Below are 15555 nucleotides of genomic sequence, written 5' to 3' on the forward strand. Positions count from 1 at the left end.
AGCGGGTTCGACCACGTACGTTGTTCATTACCCTGGCGTTGCTGTGCCTGCTCGCGGTCTGGCTGTCGCTGGCGCTGGGCCCGGTCAGCCTGCCGTTGCTCGACACCCTGCGCGCTGGCCTGCGCCTGGTCGGCTTGCCGGTGGCCGGCGAGGGCCTGGAGCAGGCCGAGATGATCCTCGGCCAGATCCGCCTGCCGCGCACCCTGCTGGGGCTGGCGGTCGGTGCCGTGCTGGCGTTGTCCGGGGTGGCGATGCAGGGGCTGTTTCGCAACCCGCTGGCCGACCCGGGGCTGGTCGGCGTCGCCAGCGGCGCCGCCCTGGGCGCGGCGGTGGCGATCGTCGGCGGCAGTTGGCTGGGGGGCATTGCCGACTGGTTCGCGCCTTACCTGCTGTCGCTCTGCGCCTTCGTCGGCGGCCTGGGCGTGACGGCGATGGTCTACCGCCTGGGGCGGCGTGACGGCCAGACCAACGTGGCCACCATGCTCCTGGCCGGTATCGCCATGACCGCGCTCGGCGGCTCGGCGGTGGGCCTGTTCACCTACCTGGCCGACGACGCGACCCTGCGCACCCTGACGTTCTGGAACCTGGGCAGCCTCAATGGTGCCAGCTACGAGCGGCTATGGCCCTTGCTGCTGGTGGCTGCCGCCGTGGCCCTGTGGCTGCCGCGTCGGGCACAGGCACTCAACGCGTTGCTATTGGGCGAGTCGGAAGCCCGTCACCTGGGCATCGAGGTCGAAGCGCTCAAGCGCGAACTGGTGTTCTGCACGGCGCTGGGCGTGGGGGCGGCAGTCGCCGCCGCCGGCCTGATCGGCTTCATCGGCCTGGTGGTGCCGCACCTGGTGCGGCTGGTGGCGGGACCGGACCACCGGGTGCTGTTACCGGCCTCGTTGCTGGCGGGCGGTACCCTGCTGCTGTTCGCCGACTTGATCGCGCGCCTGGCCCTGGCCCCGGCGGAATTGCCTATCGGCATTGTCACCGCGTTCATCGGGGCGCCATTCTTCCTGTTCCTGCTGGTGAAGGTGCGCAGCTGATGCTCGACGTCCGAGGGCTCTCTCTCAAGCGCGGTGGCAGCCAAGTGCTGCACGATATCAACCTGACGCTGCGGCCCGGGCAGGTCCTCGGCGTGCTCGGGCCTAACGGTGCTGGCAAAAGCAGCCTGCTCGGCGCCCTGTGTGGCGAACTGGCGCCCAGCGCCGGGCAGGTCCACCTCGATGGTCGCGGTCTGGAGGGCTGGCCGGGCCAGGAGCGGGCCCGCCGGTTGGCGGTGTTACCGCAGGTGTCCAGCCTGGGCTTTGCGTTCAGTGTAGAGGAGGTGGTCGGCTTAGGTCGACTGCCCCATGCCAGCGGCCGTCAGCGTGACCGGGAGATCGTCGATGCGGCGCTGGCGGCGGCGGATGCGGGGTATCTGGTCGAGCGCAGCTACCTGGCGCTGTCCGGCGGCGAACGTCAGCGTGTGCACTTGGCGCGGGTACTGGCCCAGCTGTGGCCCGGCGAGCCCGGCACCACGCTGCTGCTCGACGAGCCCACCTCTGCGCTCGACCCGCTGCACCAGCACACCACGCTGCAGGCGGTGCGCAGCTTCGCCGACCGTGGCGCGGCGGTGCTGGTCATCCTGCATGACCTGAACCTGGCGGCGCGCTACTGTGACCATATCCTGTTGCTGGAGCAGGGTCGCTGCCATGCCCTGGACACGCCGCAACAGGTACTGACGCCAGCGGCGCTGCGGGCAGTGTTCGGTATCGATGTCCTGGTCCAGCCGCACCCGGAGCGCGGCCATCCGCTGATCATCACTCGCTAAGAGGCTTGCACCATGCGCCATCCCCTGCTCTCCGGCCTGTCCATCTGTCTGGTGCTGGCTTTGGGTGGTTGCCAGGCGAGCCTGCCACCCGTGCCGGCCTGGCAGGCTACCGAGGGGCGTGACAACGCCCAGTTGGGCCGGATCATCGAATTGTCCAGCGGCCAGGCATTGAGCCCCGTGCAGTTGGTCCAGCGCTTGGCCGATGCGCCACGGGTACTGGTGGGTGAAAAGCACGACAACCCCGACCACCACCGCCTGCAGCTCTGGTTGCTGCGTGCCCTGGAGAGCCGCCGGCCACAGGGCAGCCTGCTGCTGGAAATGCTCGAGCCGCAGCAACAGGCCCTGGTTGATGCGCAGAAGGGCAAGGTGTCGCCGGCAGCCGACCTGCCTAAGGCCCTCGACTGGCAAGCCGGCTGGGACTGGGCGCTGTACGGGCCGATCGTCCGCGAGGCCCTGGCCCAACCATACCCGCTGCTGGCCGCGAACCTGTCGCCTGAGGAAGTCCGCCAGGCCTATCGACAGCCTGCTTCACCGCTGGGCGAGCGCTCCAATGCGCCGGCTGTGGTGCAAGCGCTGCTGGCACAGGTGCGCGCCGGCCACTGCAACCTGCTGCCGGAAAGCCAACTGCCGGCAATGCTGGCGGTGCAGCAGCAGCGTGACCGACGCATCGCCGATCGGCTGCTGGCCGCGCCGCAACCGGCACTGCTGCTCACCGGCAGCTACCATGCGCGCAAGGACCTGGGCGTGCCCCTGCACCTGGCCGATCTCGACGCCAAGGCCGAGGGCAAGGTGCTGTTGCTGGTGGAAGTGGGGGAGGCGGTCGAGCCAGCCATGGCTGACTTCGTCTGGTACACCCCGGCGACGCCGGAGCAGGACTACTGCGCCCAGCTGCGCAAGGCGCGTTGAATCGCGGGCAAAAAAAGACCCGGCAAAGTGCCGGGTCAATAACCGTGATTAGCCTGATGAGGAGATAATCTGAGCGTCCGAACCAGGGAGCATTCAGGTTACCCAACCGGTCTCGCGACCAGTTGTGATAATCATAACGATTCTCATTTATAGGTCAATGCCATTTGCGAATTATTTTTCGTTTTTCTGTGCCGGGCACTTTGCGTCGAGCTGCTGGTTCAGCGCTTGCTTGCGTTCGGCCGGCAGGTCGTTCCAGTGCATGTCCAGCAGGGCCCCCTCGATGGCGTACAACAACACCTTCGAAGCCCGGAATCCTCGCGTTCTCACGGCTTGATAGGCACCCACCGCGCCGAGCCGGCGCAGGTCCGAAGCACTGTGGATACCGACGGCGTGCAGCCATTGCGCGGAGGTCTTGCCAAGGTTTTTCAGATGCTGCAATTCATCGTTCATCGAGCCTCCTTGCGATGGCTGAACGGGTCGTGGGGATAAATCGCGAGCAGGGCAATGAGGAGTGTAGCGGGGGGTTGTGAATAACGCGGCCTTTTGCCATCGGGGCCGACGGGATGCAGTCGTTTCGATGGACGCAACCTTATATGGGGCCGAGGCGTGGGAACGGGCCAAGCCCGCTCCCACAGGTCTCTTATTTTGGGTGAGCACTGCGATAACGCATCCGCGTCCCGAACTTCACCGACATCAGGATCTCGTCGGCGCTGAGCTCGGCCGGGAAGTAGGTCCCGGAGATCTGCGCATGGGCGAGGCTGGCGCCCTCCAGGCCGTTTTCGCGCAGGTCGAGCCCACGCAGGTCGGCGGCGCGAAAGTACGCGTCGGTGAAGTCGATGCCGCGCACGTCCAGGTCGCGCAGGTCCAGGCCGCGGAAATCACCGCCTCGAAAGTCGATAGTCGAATCGCTGGGCTTCTCGCGGTTGAACGCCGCGATCTTCTCGTCGCGGATCATCGAGTACAGGACGTTGTCCAGCTGACGGGGCTGATTCATGGCGGCGCCTCCTCCGTGGGGTGTGATGATATTGTAATGACATCACTGGAGGGGCGCCTGACTTCAGGCGCGAACTGTCGACTGCTTCACGCCTTGTGGCTCAAAGGCCGGGCAGGTGCTGGCGGATCTGCTCGATCAGCTGGTCCATGCTCGCGCTTTCCTGGGTGTTCACGCGCTTGCTGTGCTTCTGCTCCTCGGCATCCAGCGGGTCGCGGCTGGCCTGCTGCGCCTGGATCACTTCCAGGGTGGCGTCCGACGGGTCGATGGCTTCGGCCTGGCGCTGGGCCAGCCAGCTGGCGATCACCGCGTCGGGGGCCTGGCAGTCGAGAATCAGGAACGGCACGCCGGTCTCGCTGGCGACGTCCGCTGCCGCCTTGCGCTGGTCATGCTTGAGGTAGGTGGCATCGAGCACCACCGGGAAACCGGCGTGCAGGATGATCGCCGCCAGCTCATGCAGGCGCTGGTAGGTGGCGATGCTGGCTTCCTTGTCGTAGATGCCCGCCTCGAGCTGGCCGGCGTCGGCTGACGACTGCTTGCCGAACAGGCGCTTGCGCTCCACGTCCGAACGCACGCGCACCGCGCCCAAGGCCTCGACCAGGCGCATCGCCACGTGGCTCTTGCCCACGGCCGAGACGCCCTGGGTGACGGCCAGCAGGCGCGAAGGGATGGCGCTGTAGCTTTCGGCCAGGTTGGCGTAGTTGCGGTAGGTGCGCAGGGTGGTGGCGCGCTGCACGCCGTCGGCGTCGGGCGACAGGCTGAACAGTGCGACCTTGGCCCGCACCAGGGCGCGGTAGGCCTTGTAGAAGTTCAGCAGTTCCAAGCCTTCGTAGTCACCGGTCAGTTCCAGGTACTGGCTGATGAAGCGTCGCGACAGGCACTTCAGGCCGCGGTCCTCAAGGTCCATGGCCAGGAAGCCGACGTCGGCGTAGACGTCGGTCAGGCGGAACGGCTCGTTGAACTCGATGCAGTCGAAGATCACCACCTTGCCGTCGATCAGGGTGGCGTTGCCCAGGTGGATGTCGCCGTGGCACTCACGGATGAAACCATTGGCCTTGCGCGCCTCGAGCAGGCCGTGCAGGCGCTTGAAGCTGTCCTGGGCCCAGGCCTGCAGGTTGTCCAGTTGCTGCAGGTCGGCCTTGTCGGTCAGGAACGGGCGGATCTGCTCGAAGTTCTGTTCCACCGGCGCCATGACCGCGTCCGGGGTGCCCAACGGATGGTCGACCGGCACTTTCGGCGCCCGCAGGTGGAACTCGGCGATCTGCCGGGCCATCTGGTCGATGTGGCCGGCGTTCAGCTCGCCGTTGGCCTGCAGGGTGCTGAGCATCTGGTTCTGGGGGAACTGGCGCATCTTCAGCGCGTACTCGATCGCCGGGCCTTCGCCGCCGATCTGCGGGGCCTCGACGCTGCCGGTGATAGGCAGCACTTCCAGGTACAGGCCTTCGGTCAGGCGCTGGTTCAGCCTCAGCTCTTCGTTACAAAAATGCCCGCGCTGGTCCAGGCCGGTGAAGTCGAGGAAGCCGAAGTTCATGGGCTTCTTGATCTTGTAGGCGTACTCGCCGGTGAGCAAAACCCAGGAGATGTGCGTCTCGATGAGCTGGAAGCCCGCAACCGGGTGCGGATAGAGGGCGGGGTTCTGCAGCGCGCTGATCAGGGCTTGGCTCACGGATCATCCTTCAGGAGTCAGGGAATTCGAATCGGACATTATGGTCAATGGTGCCGTCCCTGCAAACCGCCGAGGGGCGTCTGCCCCCCTTTTCCAAAGTGCGTATAATCCGCCGCCATGACACGTACCCGAAATTCCCGCACCCCTAAAAAACGCCCGACCGGCCGCGCCCGCGCCTGGCTGGGCTGGGCACTCAAGCTCAGCCTGGTCGGCCTGGTGGTGATCGCCGGCTTCGCGGTCTACCTCGATGCCACCGTCCAGGAGAAGTTCTCCGGCAAGCGCTGGACCATCCCGGCCAAGGTGTATGCCCGGCCGCTGGAGCTGTTCGTTGGCCAGAAGCTGAGCAAGAACGACTTCCTCACCGAACTCGATGCCCTGGGCTATCGCCGCGAAGGCGTGGCCAATGGCCCGGGCGCCGCGTCGGTCAACGGCAACAACGTCGACCTCAACACCCGTGGCTTCCAGTTCTATGAGGGCATGGAGCCGGCGCAGTTCGTGCGTGTGCGCTTTTCCGGCGACTATGTCGCGGGCTTGAGCGGCGCCAATGGCGGCAAGCTCGACGTGGTACGCCTGGAGCCGCTGATGATCGGCGGCATCTACCCGAAGAACCTTGAAGACCGCATCCTGATCAAGATCGACCAGGTCCCGCCCTACCTGGTGGAAACCCTGATCGCCACCGAAGACCGCGACTTCTACAGCCACTTCGGCGTGTCACCCAAGTCCATTGCCCGGGCGGTGTGGGTCAACACCTCCTCCGGCGCCATGCGCCAGGGCGGCAGTACCCTGACCCAGCAGTTGGTGAAGAATTTCTTCCTGACCAACGAGCGCAGCCTCAGCCGCAAGCTGACCGAGGCGATGATGTCGCTGCTTCTGGAACTGCACTATGACAAGCGCGAGATCCTCGAGGCCTACCTGAACGAAGTGTTCATCGGCCAGGACGGCCAGCGCGCGGTGCACGGCTTCGGTCTGGCCAGCCAGTTCTTCTTCAGCCAGCCGCTGCAGGAGCTCAAGCTGCACCAGATCGCCCTGCTGGTGGGCATGGTCAAGGGCCCGTCCTACTACAACCCGCGCCGCTACCCCGAGCGCGCCCTGCAACGGCGCAACCTGGTGCTCGACCTGCTCGCCGAGCAGGGCGTGGCCACGCAGGAGGTGGTCGACGCGGCGAAGAAGATGCCGCTGGGCGTGACCAAGCGCGGCAGCCTGGCCGACAGCTCGTTCCCGGCCTTCCTCGACCTGGTCAAGCGTCAGCTGCGCCAGGACTACCGCGATGAAGACCTCACCGAAGAAGGCCTGCGCATTTTCACCAGTTTCGACCCGATCCTGCAGATGAAGGCCGAGACCGCCATGAGCGAGACCTTCAAGCGCCTTGCCGGGCGCAAGGGTGCCGACGAAGTGGAATCGGCCATGGTCGTCACCAACCCCGAGACCGGTGAAGTGCAGGCATTGATCGGCAGCCGCCAGTCGGGTTTCGCCGGTTTCAACCGCGCCATCGACGCCGTGCGGCCGATTGGCTCGCTGGTCAAGCCGGCGGTCTACCTGACCGCGCTGGAGCAACCGAGCAAGTTCACCCTGACCAGCTGGGTGCAGGACGAGCCGTTCTCGGTCAAGGGCGCCGACGGCCAGGTGTGGCGTCCGCAGAACTACGATCGCCGCCCTCACGGCACCATCTACCTGTACCAGGGCCTGGCTAATTCCTACAACCTGTCGACCGCCAAGCTCGGCCTTGAAGTCGGCGTGCCCAACGTGATCAAGACCATCGGTCGGCTTGGCGTGCAGGTCGACTGGCCGGCGTTCCCATCGATGCTGCTGGGCGCCGGCGGCATGTCGCCGATGCAGGTGGCGACCATGTACCAGACCATCGCCAACGGTGGCTTCAACACGCCGATGCGCGGTATCCGCAGCGTACTCACCGCCGAAGGCGAGCCGCTCAAGCGCTATCCGTTCCAGATCCAGCAGACCTTCGATCCGGGTTCGATCTACCTGGTGCAGAACGCCATGCAGCGGGTGATGCGCGAAGGCACCGGTCGCTCGGTCTACAGCGTGCTGCCGAGCTCGCTGACCCTGGCGGGCAAGACCGGTACCAGCAACGACTCGCGTGACAGCTGGTTCTCCGGCTTCAGCCAGGACCTGCTGGCGGTGGTCTGGCTGGGCCGCGACGACAACGGCAAGACGCCGTTCACTGGTGCCACCGGCGCGCTGCAGGTGTGGACCAGCTTCATGAAGAAGGCCGACCCGCTGCCGCTGGACATGCCGCAGCCGGACAACGTGGTGCAGGCCTGGATCGATCCGTACAGCGGCCAGGGTTCCGACGGCAGCTGTCCGGGAGCGGTGCAGATGCCGTATATTCGTGGCAGTGAACCACCCGCTGGCGCCACCTGTGGTGGCGAGCAGAACCCGGCCGAAGAGGTGATGGACTGGGTCAAGGGCTGGATGAATTGAGCGCGAGCTTCTGAAGAGGGTGTGAAGTGAACAAGTGGTGGATTCCTGCCGTGGCGGCAGTGACCGTGCTGCACGGCTGTGCCAGCGTCCCGCGTGGCAACATTCCGGTGGTCGATTCGAGCACCCGGGTCTCCAACAGCGAGCGCGTCTCGGCCAACCGTACGTCGGCCTATCCGACCAGCGGTGGCAGCAGCCAGGCCCAGTCATTGCCGGAAGACTCCGGCGTCACCGTGATGATCCCGCAAGGGACCGGCGGCGCGCCGATCCAGTCGTTCCCCGCAGGCACCGGGCCGGCGCCGATCAGCACCGGCCCGATCACCCCGGGCCCGGTCAGCAGCGGGCCGATCACGACCAACCCCAACCCGATTGCCGACGAACCGTTCGACATCGCCTCGATGAGCAACCCGGCGCCGGTGACCAGTGCCCCGACCGGTATCCCGCGTGGCAACACGTCCGGCGGCGGCCTGTCCGCCGACGAACAGCTCGACGGCCCGGTGCTGGCGCTGCTGACCACCGCCCAGCAGCAGCAGGGCAGTGGCGACTTCAATGGCGCCGCGTCGAGCCTGGAGCGTGCCCAGCGCATCGCCCCGCGTGAGCCGCAGGTGCTGTTCCGCCTGGCCCAGGTGCGCCTGTCCCAGGGCGATGCGGCGCAGTCCGAGCAACTGGCACGCCGTGCCCTGACCTACGCCAACGGTCGCCCCGATCTGCAGGCCCAGCTGTGGAACACCATCGCCCAGGCCCGCGAGAAGCAGGGTGACAGCGCAGGTGCCGCCCTGGCGCGGCAGAAGGCGCGGGTCAACCTGTGATGGAGCAGCGCATCCTCGATATCGCCGACCACCTGCTGCTGATCGAGCGCGAGCTCAAGGTCCAGGGCTGGTGGAGCGATGCCACGCCCAGCGCCGAGGCGCTGGCCAGCGTGGTGCCGTTCGCCGTCGACAGCATGGCCTTCGAGCAGTGGCTGCAGTGGATCTTCCTGCCGCGGATGAAACTGATTCTCGAGCACGGTCACCCGCTGCCCAATGCCTCGGGCATCCTGGTCATGGCCGAGACGGTGTTTGTCGACCGTCCGGAACAAAGCCGCGAGCTACGGCGCCTGTTGGCAGCATTCGACCAATTGATCAGCCCCTCCGCCTGATTTCTTCTCTTTTTCCATCAAGGGCCGCAGATTGTGGCCCTTTTTTATGAAAATCTTCTTAAATCTGCTGCTGCTGGCCTTTTTAGTGGTGGTGGAGATTCATCTTGCAGAAATATTGGCAATAATTTCTCTTGACTTGTGCGCGCCGAATCACAAGAATCCAGATTCCGCTGTAGAGGGACTGCCAGAAGCAGACCCGCTAAGCAGATCATGAGGCGCACACCCGCGCCGACTTGTAACACCCCGCAACGCGTTACCTCGCGCTGGGTGGGAAGGCCCGCAACACACCAGGGCACTCCCAATACTTGCTCAGTCAGTGCTGACGTTCGCTCATGCTCTGCTTGGCAGTAAACCTATTAAGACCCGCTCAGTGAGGGCGGTATTCTGGCGTTTTAGAGGTGAACAACGTGGAGCTTTTATCTGGCGCTGAGATGGTCGTCCGCTTCTTGCGTGACGAAGGCGTTAAGCACATCTACGGGTACCCTGGCGGTGCTCTCCTTCATGTTTACGATGCCCTGTTCAAGGAACCGGAAGTCCAGCACATCCTGGTCCGTCACGAACAGGCTGCCACCCATATGGCGGACGGTTACGCCCGTGCCACCGGCAAGGCCGGCGTGGTACTGGTGACTTCCGGCCCCGGCGCGACCAATGCCATCACCGGTATTGCCACCGCCTACATGGATTCCATTCCGATGGTCATCCTGTCTGGCCAGGTGCCCAGCACCATGGTCGGCACCGACGCGTTCCAGGAAACCGACATGATCGGTATCTCCCGGCCGATCGTGAAGCACAGCTTCATGATCAAGCACGCCTCGGAAATCCCCGAAGTCCTGAAAAAAGCCTTCTATCTTGCGCAGTCCGGCCGTCCCGGCCCGGTGGTGGTCGATATTCCAAAAGATATGACCAACCCGGCCGAGAAGTTCGAGTACATCTACCCGAAAAAGGTCAAGTTGCGTTCGTATAGCCCGGCTGTTCGTGGTCACTCCGGGCAGATCCGCAAGGCGGCCGAGATGCTCCTGGCGGCCAAGCGCCCGATCGTCTACTCCGGCGGTGGCGTGATCCTCGGCGGCGGCTCCGAAGCCCTCACCGAAATCGCCAAGTCGCTGAACCTGCCGGTCACCAACACCTTGATGGGCCTCGGCGGCTTCCCAGGCACCGATCGCCAGTTCCTCGGCATGCTCGGCATGCACGGCAGCTACACCGCCAACATGGCCATGCACCACGCCGACGTGATCTTCGCCGTCGGCGCGCGGTTCGACGACCGCGTGGTCAACGGCCCGGCCAAGTTCTGCCCGAACGCCAAGATCATCCACATCGACATCGACCCGGCGTCGATCTCCAAGATGATCAAGGCCGATGTGCCGATCGTCGGCCCGGTCGAGAGCGTGTTGAGCGAGATGCTCACCATCCTCAAGGAGATCGGCGAGCAACCCGACAAGGCGGCGCTGGATGCCTGGTGGAAGCAGATCGACGAATGGCGCGGCGACGGTGCGCTGTTCCCCTACGACAAGGGCGACGGCAACCTCATCAAGCCGCAGCAGGTGATCGAGACCCTGTGCGAAGTGACAAAAGGCGATGCCTTCGTCACCTCCGACGTGGGCCAGCACCAGATGTTCGCGGCGCAGTACTACCGCTTCAACAAACCCAACCGCTGGATCAACTCCGGTGGCCTGGGCACCATGGGCTTCGGTTTCCCGGCGGCCATGGGCATCAAGCTCAACTTCCCTGACCAGGACGTGGCCTGCGTTACCGGTGAAGGCAGCATCCAGATGAACATCCAGGAGCTGTCCACCTGCATGCAGTACGGCCTGCCGGTGAAGATCGTCAACCTGAACAACGGTGTGCTGGGCATGGTCCGCCAATGGCAGGACATGGCCTACAACGGTCGCCACTCGCACTCCTACGTCGAGTCGCTGCCGGACTTCGTCAAGCTGGCCGAGGCCTATGGCCATGTGGGCATCCGCATCACCAGCCTGAAGGACCTCAAGCCGAAGCTGGAAGAGGCTTTCGCGATGAAGGACCGCCTGGTGTTCATCGACATCGCGGTCGACCGGACCGAGCACGTCTATCCGATGCAGATCAAGGACGGCTCGATGCGTGACATGTGGCTGAGCAAGACGGAGCGTACCTGATATGCGGCACATCATCTCCCTGCTGCTGGAAAACGAACCCGGTGCCTTGTCTCGCGTGGTCGGTCTATTCTCCCAGCGCAACTACAACATTGAAAGCCTGACCGTGGCACCGACCGAAGACCCGACTCTGTCGCGTCTGACGCTGACCACCGTTGGCCATGACGAGGTGATCGAGCAGATCACCAAGAACCTGAACAAGCTGGTCGAAGTGGTCAAGCTTGTGGACCTGTCGGAAAGCGCCCACATCGAGCGCGAACTGATGCTGGTCAAGGTCAAGGCCACCGGTGCCCAGCGCGCCGAAATCAAGCGCACCACGGATATCTTCCGTGGCCAGATCGTCGACGTGACCGCCAGCGTGTACACCGTGCAGCTGAGCGGCACCAGCGACAAGCTGGACAGCTTCATCCAGGCCATCGGCACCGCATCGATTCTCGAAACCGTGCGCAGTGGCGTCACCGGCATTGCCCGTGGCGACAAAGTGCTCAGCATCTAACTTCAAAAACTAGCGATGGCTCCGCTGGGGCCGAGATATAACAGGGGTATTTTCATGAAAGTTTTCTACGACAAAGACTGCGACCTTTCCATCATCCAGGGTAAGAAAGTCGCCATCATCGGTTACGGTTCGCAAGGTCACGCCCAGGCGTGCAACCTGAAGGACTCCGGTGTGGACGTTACCGTCGGTCTGCGTAAAGGGTCGGCCACCGTTGCCAAGGCAGAAGCCCACGGCCTGAAAGTGGCTGACGTGGCTACCGCCGTCGCCGCTGCCGACCTGGTCATGATCCTCACCCCGGACGAATTCCAGGGCCAGCTGTACAAGAACGAGATCGAGCCGAACATCAAGAAGGGCGCCACCCTGGCCTTCTCCCACGGCTTCTCGATCCACTACAACCAGGTCGTTCCGCGTGCCGACCTCGACGTGATCATGATCGCGCCGAAGGCCCCGGGCCACACCGTGCGCTCCGAGTTCGTCAAGGGCGGCGGCATCCCTGACCTGATCGCTGTCTACCAGGACGCCTCGGGCAACGCCAAGAACGTCGCCCTGTCCTACGCCGCTGGTGTCGGTGGCGGCCGTACCGGCATCATCGAAACCACCTTCAAGGACGAGACCGAAACCGACCTGTTCGGTGAGCAGGCCGTTCTGTGCGGCGGTACCGTCGAACTGGTCAAGGCCGGTTTCGAGACCCTGGTCGAAGCGGGCTACGCCCCGGAAATGGCTTACTTCGAGTGCCTGCACGAGCTGAAGCTGATCGTCGACCTCATGTACGAAGGCGGTATCGCCAACATGAACTACTCGATCTCCAACAACGCCGAGTACGGTGAGTACGTCACCGGCCCTGAAGTCATCAACGAAGAATCCCGCAAGGCCATGCGCAATGCCCTCAAGCGCATCCAGGACGGCGAGTACGCGAAGATGTTCATCAGCGAAGGCGCCACCAACTATCCTTCGATGACCGCCAAGCGTCGCAACAACGCCGCCCACGGCATCGAAATCATCGGCGAGCAACTGCGTTCGATGATGCCTTGGATCTCGGCCAACAAGATCGTCGACAAGACCAAGAACTGAGTCTTGCGTCGATAAATGAAAAACGCGGCTTCGGCCGCGTTTTTTCGTTTGCGCGGTCAGCTTCTGGTATAAAGCGACCAGTGGCTCGCTGTTAGAACGGTTTTGCCGAGCCCATGTCGAACATATTCCACCCTGTTGCAAGGTACTTTTCATGAGCGAACGTCCCGAAGAGCCGAACAAGCCCTCCGACGCCGAAAGCCTGCTACCTGTCGATGAGCACGTTGAAGAAGGTCACGACGCCGAGGGGCGCAAGGTGCGTCACCGCGGTATCTATCTGCTGCCCAACCTGTTCACCACCGCGAACCTGTTCGCCGGCTTCTATTCCATCATCAGCTCGATGAGCGCGCAGAGCGCCCTGAGCGCGGGTGATCCACGCGAGGCGAGCAAGTATTTCGCCTTCGCCGCCATCGCGATCTTCGTCGCCATGGTCCTCGACGGCCTCGACGGCCGCGTGGCCCGCATGACCAATACGCAAAGTGCCTTCGGCGCCGAGTACGACTCGCTGTCGGACATGGTCGCCTTCGGCGTGGCCCCGGCGTTGCTGGCGTTCGGCTGGGCCCTGGGCGACATGGGCAAGGTCGGCTGGATGGTCGCCTTCATCTATGTGGCCGGCGCCGCCCTGCGCCTGGCGCGTTTCAACACCCAGGTCGGCACCGCCGACAAGCGCTACTTCATCGGCCTGGCCAGCCCGGCGGCGGCCGGCGTGGTGGCTGGTACCGTCTGGGCGTTCAGCGACTACGGTATCCAGGGTTCCAAGCTGTCGTTCCTGGTGGCGCTGCTGGTGGCGGCCGCGGGCATGCTGATGGTCAGCAACATCAAGTACAACAGTTTCAAGGAGCTCGACCTCAAGGGTCGCGTGCCCTTTGTCGCCATCCTCGCCGTGGTGCTGGTGTTCGCCGTGGTGTTCAGCGACCCGCCGCGCATCCTGCTGCTGATCTTCCTTGCCTATGCTGCATCGGGGCCGATCCAATTCCTGTTGCGGGCGCGCCGTCGTAAATCCTGACAAGGATTTAATCGCGGAATAACCTGCCGGCTCCATAGTCTTACGTGTACATCAGTGACCCGTACTGTGGAGCCGCCATGCTCATCAAGCTTCCCCGACCATCCGACTGCAAAGCGTCGGAGATCACCCCCGAATCCATATACTTCTCCCGTCGCTCATTGCTAGGCGCAGGCCTGGCTGGCGTGGCCCTGGGCGCGTTGCCGCGGTTGGGCGCGGCTGCCGAGGTGTCCCGCTATGCCGACGTCGAGGCCGGTGCCGCCCCCGGCTGGTTCGGCGACAAGCTGGCCAGCACCCGCTGGCAGGCGATTACCGTCAGTGGCGAGGCGATCACGCCGTTCAAGGACGCCACCCACTACAACAACTTCTATGAGTTCGGGCCCGACAAGGGCGATCCGGCGGCCAATGCCGGCGGTCTGAAGACCGAACCCTGGAGCCTGGTGGTCGATGGTGAGGTGGCCAAGCCCGGGCGCTATGCGCTGGAGGACTTCATCAAGCCTTACCAGCTCGAGGAGCGGATCTACCGCCTGCGCTGCGTGGAGGCCTGGTCGATGGTGATTCCCTGGCTGGGCTTCCCCTTGGCGCAGGTGCTCAAACAGGTCGAGCCTACCTCGAAGGCGCGCTACATCCGTTTCGAAACCCTGGAAGACCCCAAGAGCATGCCCGGCCAGCGTTCCGGCTTCGCCCTGATCAACTGGCCGTATGTGGAGGGCTTGCGCCTGGATGAGGCGATGAACCCGTTGGCGATTCTGGCGGTGGGCATGTATGGCCGCGAGCTGCCCAACCAGAACGGCGCGCCGCTGCGCCTGGTGGTGCCATGGAAGTACGGATTCAAGAGCATCAAGTCGATCGTGCGCATCAGCCTGGTGGCGGAGCAGCCGCAGACCACCTGGCAGGGGCTGGCGCCGGACGAATACGGCTTCTATGCCAACGTCAACCCGACGGTCGACCATCCGCGCTGGACCCAGGCGCGGGAGCGCCGCTTGCCCAGCGGGCTGTTCAGTCCCAATGTGCGCGATACGCTGATGTTCAACGGCTATGCCGATGAAGTGGCGTCGCTCTATACCGGTCTCGACCTGCGGAAGAACTACTGATGCGCTATCCCTGGCTGCGCCTGGCGATCTTCGTGTGCGGTTGCCTGTTGCCTGCATGGTGGTTGTACGAGGCGGCCATGGGGCTGCTTGGTCCGGATCCGGGCAAGATCATGGTGGACCGTCTTGGCCTGGGGGCGCTGGTCTTCCTGTTGATTACCCTGAGCATGACGCCTCTGCAGCGGCTGACTGGGTGGTCGGGGTGGATCGTGGTGCGGCGTCAGCTGGGGCTGTGGTGCTTTGCTTATATAGTGCTGCACATGACGGCCTACATGGTGTTCATCCTGGGCCTGGATTGGGGGCAGTTTGGCGTCGAACTGCGCAAGCGGCCCTACATCATTGTCGGTGCCTTGGGTTTTCTTGGCCTGCTGGCGCTGGCGGTTACCTCCAACCGTTATAGCCAGCGACGCCTTGGCACGCGGTGGAAGAAGCTGCACAGGCTGGTCTATGTGATTCTCGGGTTGGGACTTTTGCACTTTCTGTGGATCGTGCGCTCGGACCTGAAGGAGTGGGCGGTGTATGCCGCTATCGGGGTCTTGCTGCTGGTGCTGCGCATTCCCCCGGTTTGGCGGCGTGTCCCACGATTGAGGGGGCGGGGGAGGGTGGCTTGAAATCTTTCTTTAATAAAAGGTTGACGCCCTCTCAGATCCCCTTATAATGCGCCCCACTTCCGACGTAGTCGAAACGAAAAACCTCTTGTTAATCAATAGGTTGAATGTTTCAGGTAGTATCGGAGGCGCTTCGATCATCTGATCGGCAGCGGTGAAAAAGGCAGTTGACAGCAGGTTGTAACGCTGTATGATTCGCCTCCCGCTACGAGAGATCGCAGCGAG

General features: G+C 63.9%; 15 protein-coding genes. 12 read left to right on the top strand and 3 right to left on the bottom strand.

Annotated elements, in window-relative coordinates; translation table 11 throughout:
- Window positions 1–47 precede the first annotated feature (47 nt).
- The 3 genes from ACVWZ5_RS16500 to ACVWZ5_RS16510 are packed head-to-tail and all read left to right on the top strand — an operon-like array spanning window position 48 to window position 2704.
- Window positions 48–1031, top strand: coding sequence for a FecCD family ABC transporter permease (locus ACVWZ5_RS16500; protein ID WP_172402422.1), 984 nt, complete (start codon window positions 48–50; stop codon window positions 1029–1031).
- The gene (locus ACVWZ5_RS16505) at window positions 1031–1798 is read left to right on the top strand and encodes a heme ABC transporter ATP-binding protein (RefSeq protein ID WP_062572754.1); all 768 of its coding nucleotides are present in this window, start codon (window positions 1031–1033) and stop codon (window positions 1796–1798) included. Before ACVWZ5_RS16500 ends, ACVWZ5_RS16505 begins: the two co-directional genes overlap by 1 nt.
- A 12-nt stretch (window positions 1799–1810) precedes the next feature.
- Complete coding sequence (locus ACVWZ5_RS16510; protein ID WP_084942465.1) at window positions 1811–2704, top strand: ChaN family lipoprotein; 894 nt, start codon at window positions 1811–1813, stop codon at window positions 2702–2704.
- A gap of 171 nt (window positions 2705–2875) precedes the next feature.
- Here ACVWZ5_RS16510 and ACVWZ5_RS16515 read toward each other — a convergent pair whose 3' ends face one another.
- From ACVWZ5_RS16515 to ACVWZ5_RS16525, 3 genes are all read right to left on the bottom strand, one after another.
- Window positions 2876–3154 (bottom strand): TfoX/Sxy family protein, encoded by a 279-nt coding sequence (locus ACVWZ5_RS16515; protein ID WP_028691223.1) that lies wholly within the window; start codon window positions 3152–3154, stop codon window positions 2876–2878.
- A 190-nt stretch (window positions 3155–3344) separates the two neighbouring features.
- Complete coding sequence (locus ACVWZ5_RS16520) at window positions 3345–3698, bottom strand: pentapeptide repeat-containing protein (RefSeq protein ID WP_084942466.1); 354 nt, start codon at window positions 3696–3698, stop codon at window positions 3345–3347.
- Window positions 3699–3798: 100 nt separating this feature from the next.
- Window positions 3799–5361 (bottom strand): bifunctional aminoglycoside phosphotransferase/ATP-binding protein, encoded by a 1563-nt coding sequence (locus tag ACVWZ5_RS16525; protein ID WP_062572759.1) that lies wholly within the window; start codon window positions 5359–5361, stop codon window positions 3799–3801.
- Window positions 5362–5478: 117 nt separating this feature from the next.
- Between ACVWZ5_RS16525 and mrcB the strand changes: the two genes are divergently transcribed.
- The 9 genes from mrcB (at window position 5479) to msrQ (ending at window position 15333) form a co-directional block, all read left to right on the top strand.
- A complete protein-coding gene (mrcB, locus tag ACVWZ5_RS16530; protein ID WP_028691220.1) occupies window positions 5479–7800 on the top strand; it encodes a penicillin-binding protein 1B in 2322 nt (773 codons plus the stop codon).
- 26 nt (window positions 7801–7826) lie between these two features.
- The gene (locus ACVWZ5_RS16535) at window positions 7827–8606 is read left to right on the top strand and encodes a tetratricopeptide repeat protein (protein WP_028691219.1); all 780 of its coding nucleotides are present in this window, start codon (window positions 7827–7829) and stop codon (window positions 8604–8606) included.
- Window positions 8603–8935 carry a YqcC family protein gene (locus tag ACVWZ5_RS16540; protein WP_062572760.1) on the top strand — a complete coding sequence of 111 codons (333 nt, stop codon included), beginning with the start codon at window positions 8603–8605 and terminating at the stop codon, window positions 8933–8935. The genes ACVWZ5_RS16535 and ACVWZ5_RS16540 overlap by 4 nt, the downstream gene beginning before the upstream one ends.
- A gap of 407 nt (window positions 8936–9342) precedes the next feature.
- The gene (locus tag ACVWZ5_RS16545; protein WP_028691217.1) at window positions 9343–11067 is read left to right on the top strand and encodes an acetolactate synthase 3 large subunit; all 1725 of its coding nucleotides are present in this window, start codon (window positions 9343–9345) and stop codon (window positions 11065–11067) included.
- A gap of 1 nt (window position 11068) precedes the next feature.
- Window positions 11069–11560 (top strand): acetolactate synthase small subunit, encoded by a 492-nt coding sequence (ilvN, locus tag ACVWZ5_RS16550; RefSeq protein WP_003250040.1) that lies wholly within the window; start codon window positions 11069–11071, stop codon window positions 11558–11560.
- 54 nt (window positions 11561–11614) lie between these two features.
- Complete coding sequence (gene ilvC / locus ACVWZ5_RS16555) at window positions 11615–12631, top strand: ketol-acid reductoisomerase (RefSeq protein WP_028691216.1); 1017 nt, start codon at window positions 11615–11617, stop codon at window positions 12629–12631.
- Between the two features lie 151 nt (window positions 12632–12782).
- Window positions 12783–13634: a CDP-diacylglycerol--serine O-phosphatidyltransferase gene (gene pssA, locus ACVWZ5_RS16560; RefSeq protein WP_028691215.1), complete on the top strand. Its 852-nt coding sequence runs from the start codon at window positions 12783–12785 to the stop codon at window positions 13632–13634.
- Between the two features lie 77 nt (window positions 13635–13711).
- Entirely contained in the window at window positions 13712–14725 is a 1014-nt protein-coding gene (msrP, locus tag ACVWZ5_RS16565; protein ID WP_084942467.1) for a protein-methionine-sulfoxide reductase catalytic subunit MsrP, read from the top strand.
- Window positions 14725–15333: a protein-methionine-sulfoxide reductase heme-binding subunit MsrQ gene (gene msrQ, locus ACVWZ5_RS16570; protein WP_062572762.1), complete on the top strand. Its 609-nt coding sequence runs from the start codon at window positions 14725–14727 to the stop codon at window positions 15331–15333. Before msrP ends, msrQ begins: the two co-directional genes overlap by 1 nt.
- Window positions 15334–15555: the final 222 nt, after the last annotated feature.

It is taken from the genome of Pseudomonas sp. TE6283 (assembly GCF_054060555.1).

Bases quoted from the DNA above. Each gene is read 5' to 3' on its own strand.
- ACVWZ5_RS16505 (WP_062572754.1), top strand. From the start codon at position 1,031: ATGCTCGACGTCCGAGGGCTCTCTCTCAAGCGCGGTGGCAGCCAAGTG.
- ACVWZ5_RS16510 (WP_084942465.1), top strand. From the start codon at position 1,811: ATGCGCCATCCCCTGCTCTCCGGCCTGTCCATCTGTCTGGTGCTGGCT.
- ACVWZ5_RS16515 (WP_028691223.1), bottom strand. From the start codon at position 3,154: ATGAACGATGAATTGCAGCATCTGAAAAACCTTGGCAAGACCTCCGCG.
- ACVWZ5_RS16520 (WP_084942466.1), bottom strand. From the start codon at position 3,698: ATGAATCAGCCCCGTCAGCTGGACAACGTCCTGTACTCGATGATCCGC.
- mrcB (WP_028691220.1), top strand. From the start codon at position 5,479: ATGACACGTACCCGAAATTCCCGCACCCCTAAAAAACGCCCGACCGGC.
- ilvN (WP_003250040.1), top strand. From the start codon at position 11,069: ATGCGGCACATCATCTCCCTGCTGCTGGAAAACGAACCCGGTGCCTTG.
- ilvC (WP_028691216.1), top strand. From the start codon at position 11,615: ATGAAAGTTTTCTACGACAAAGACTGCGACCTTTCCATCATCCAGGGT.
- pssA (WP_028691215.1), top strand. From the start codon at position 12,783: ATGAGCGAACGTCCCGAAGAGCCGAACAAGCCCTCCGACGCCGAAAGC.
- msrP (WP_084942467.1), top strand. From the start codon at position 13,712: ATGCTCATCAAGCTTCCCCGACCATCCGACTGCAAAGCGTCGGAGATC.
- msrQ (WP_062572762.1), top strand. From the start codon at position 14,725: ATGCGCTATCCCTGGCTGCGCCTGGCGATCTTCGTGTGCGGTTGCCTG.